The 3,049-nt window shown below is 40.8% G+C and carries 3 protein-coding genes; 1 reads left to right on the forward strand and 2 read right to left on the reverse strand.

Features of this window, described 5'->3' with window-relative positions; genetic code table 11:
• Positions 1-149: 149 nt before the first annotated feature.
• On the reverse strand, positions 150-446 hold the full coding sequence (locus tag ADI58_RS05520) for a bacteriocin immunity family protein (protein WP_049521779.1): 297 nt from the start codon (positions 444-446) through the stop codon (positions 150-152).
• Positions 447-465: 19 nt separating this feature from the next.
• Positions 466-1,530, reverse strand: coding sequence for a glutamyl aminopeptidase (pepA, locus tag ADI58_RS05525; protein ID WP_049521780.1), 1,065 nt, complete (start codon positions 1,528-1,530; stop codon positions 466-468).
• 293 nt (positions 1,531-1,823) lie between these two features.
• On the opposite strand from pepA, the gene galE reads away from it, so the two are divergent.
• Positions 1,824-2,822, forward strand: a complete 999-nt coding sequence (galE, locus tag ADI58_RS05530; RefSeq protein WP_049521781.1) for a UDP-glucose 4-epimerase GalE — start codon at positions 1,824-1,826, stop codon at positions 2,820-2,822.
• Positions 2,823-3,049: the final 227 nt, after the last annotated feature.

Here is a 3,049-nt window from a genome sequence, read left to right on the forward strand (position 1 = left end):
GTACAGCCTGCGGCTAGTTTCCTAGTTTGCTCTTTGATTTTCATTGAGTATAAGAACCAAGAAGCTATCCTAATTGGATGGCTTTTTTCTTTTCCTAACCAAGAATTGCTTTTCTACCATATAGAAAAATGCTTTGATTCACAATGGAATCAAAGCATTTTAAAGAGTTGCCCATACATAAGGGCAGAAGCTGCGGTTCCTCTGTACTTGGCTTCTTCTCTTTTGATAAAGCGAGCCAAGTTGAGCAACTCAGGTGCCGGATGTCTAGGATTCTTGAGCAATTCACGATTGACCAGGCCTGAGAGACGGACTGCCAGCAATTGCTCATTTGTAGTAGGCAGTTTTTTAGCAGTCTCTAGGAGAGCAGCAACTAAATCTTCACTCAAATCATGGCGAGCATGATTGTAAAGATCTTTTATAAGGCTTTCTAGGTTTGGTTCTACCATCCCTACCACCTCCTTAAGTTTAATAATTTTTAATCAAGTCAACCGTTGAACGATCCAATTTTTTCACCAAGGCTTGCAAGAAAGCTTGAGCTTCTAAGAAGTCATCCATAGCGTAGAGGGTTTGGTGAGAATGGATATAACGAGCGCAAACACCGATTGTTGTAGATGGGACACCACCATTTTTCAGATGAGCTGCGCCAGCGTCTGTTCCGCCTTTACCACAGTAGTATTGGTACTTGATTCCAGCTTCTTCAGCCGTTGTCAAAAGGAAATCCTTCATACCTGGGAGAAGCAAGTGACCTGGATCGTAGAAACGAATCAAGGTTCCATCCCCAATCTTGCCTTGGCCACCATAAACATCACCTGCTGGTGAACAGTCAACTGCGAGGAAGACTTCTGGGTCAAACTTGGTTGTGGAAGTATGAGCACCACGCAGACCAACTTCTTCTTGGACATTAGAGCCAAGATAGAGTTCATTTCCCAGTTTTTGACCTGACAAGGCTTCAGCTAGCTCGCTAACCATGAGAACACCATAGCGATTATCCCAAGCTTTTGAGATGATATTTTTTTCATTGGCTGTTAAGATTGCAGAACTATCTGGTACGATGGTGTCACCAGGACGGATGCCAAATCTTTCTGCCTCAGCCTTATCCGCAAAACCGCCATCAAAGACGATATCTGCAATGGCTGGCATGGTTGGTCCACCCTTTCCACGAGTCAAATGTGGAGGAACAGAGCCTGAAATCACTGGAATTTCACGACCATCACGAGTCAGGAGTTTGAAACGTTGGCTGCTGACTACCATAGGATTCCAACCACCAATTTCAACCACACGGAAGGTACCATCTGGCTTAATCTCGCTGACCATAAAACCAACTTCATCCATGTGAGAAGCGACCAAGACACGCGGTGCATCTGCAGTTTCTGAATGTTTAATCCCGAAAATACCACCCAAGCCATCTGTCACCACTTCATCCACATGCGGTGTCAACTTTTCACGAAGATAAGCACGGACAGGTGCTTCATGACCTGAGATCGCAGCAAGTTCTGTTACGTCTTTGATTTTTGAAAATAATGTTGTCATTTCAGTTCCTTCTTTCTTTCATCCATTTTACCACTTTTTATAGGAGAAGGATAGCGGAAAGGTGGATTTCTAAATTAGTATCTTAGTCCTGCTCTATCTTAGAAAAAGCTTGTATTTTCTTGCATGTGAGGTGAAATCTAAGAACTATTCCAAGACCAACCAAACTATTAATTCCCAAACACAAAACAATTCAATGCTATATTTGTTCAGTTTTTCATGAAATTTGCAGAAAATAGTTGACTTTGCCTTCTTCTTTCTTTAAAATAGTACAAAACTAGGAAAAGGAAAAAATCATGACCAAAACAATTCTTGTTACAGGTGGAGCTGGCTACATTGGCTCCCATACCGTTAAAGCTCTTTTAAATGCTGGCTATCAGGTACATGTTCTAGATAATCTCTCTACAGGAAATCGAGCGGCTGTAGATAGTCGTGCTAGCTTTAAACAACTAGATGTTTATGATTCTAGTGCCCTAAAAGCTTACTTAGAAGAAAATCAGATTGATGCTGTTCTCCATTGTGCGGGTGAGATTGTTGTGAGCGAAAGTATTGAAAATCCAAGTAAATACTTCACTGCCAATGTTGCTGGTATGAACCAAGTTCTCAAAGTCCTATCTGAAGTTGGCATTCAAAAAATCATGTTCTCTTCGACTGCTTCCCTCTATGGTAATAACTGTATTGACAAGCCAGCTACTGAAGATACCCTGCTCGACCCTGTCAACCCTTATGCAGAAACAAAACTGATGGGTGAACGAATGATTTACTGGATGGCCAATCGCTACGATTGGAAATATGTCATTTTCCGTTACTTTAATGTAGCTGGGGCTGAAATGGATGCTTCAAACGGTCTGCGCGTGAAAAATCCAACTCATATCATTCCAAATATCAACAAGACCGCATTGGGACAAAATGATAGCCTAAAAATATTTGGAGATGACTACGATACACGTGATGGTTCATGTATTCGGGATTACATTCATGTCTTGGACCTTGCACAGGCTCATGTTAAAGGAATGAACTACCTATTTCAAGAAAACAGTTCTTCTCAAATCTTTAACTTAGGAACTGAAAAAGGCTATACCGTCAAAGAAATCTTTAAAACTGCTGAAGAATTACTGAATCAAAAGATACCACACGAAATTGTTGCTCGCCGTGCTGGTGATCCAGCCAGCGTCCTAGCAGATGCATCAAAAGCTAAAAAATATCTTGATTGGAAGGCTAGCTACTCCCTTGAAGATATTATTTTATCGGATTATCATTGGCGGGTTAAAGAAGGCAAAAACATTTTAGAATAAATAGCAGAAACATCAATCATAAATAAAAACACAGATAGATGGCACTTGATAAATACCAAGTATCATCTATCTGTGTTTTATATATTAGAATCCAATTTATACTATTCGAAAATCTCTTCAAAGCACGTCAACGTCGCCTTGCCGTAGGTATGGTTACTGACTTCGTCAGTTTCATCTACAACCTCAAAACAGTGTTTTGAGCTGACTTCGTCAGTTTCATCTACAAC

Source organism: Streptococcus mitis, assembly GCF_001074635.1.
GTDB classification, from domain to species: domain Bacteria; phylum Bacillota; class Bacilli; order Lactobacillales; family Streptococcaceae; genus Streptococcus; species Streptococcus mitis_E.

Coding starts and splice junctions, on each gene's coding strand:
- pepA (WP_049521780.1), bottom strand. CDS start 1,530: ATGACAACATTATTTTCAAAAATCAAAGACGTAACAGAACTTGCTGCG.
- ADI58_RS05520 (WP_049521779.1), bottom strand. CDS start 446: ATGGTAGAACCAAACCTAGAAAGCCTTATAAAAGATCTTTACAATCAT.
- galE (WP_049521781.1), top strand. CDS start 1,824: ATGACCAAAACAATTCTTGTTACAGGTGGAGCTGGCTACATTGGCTCC.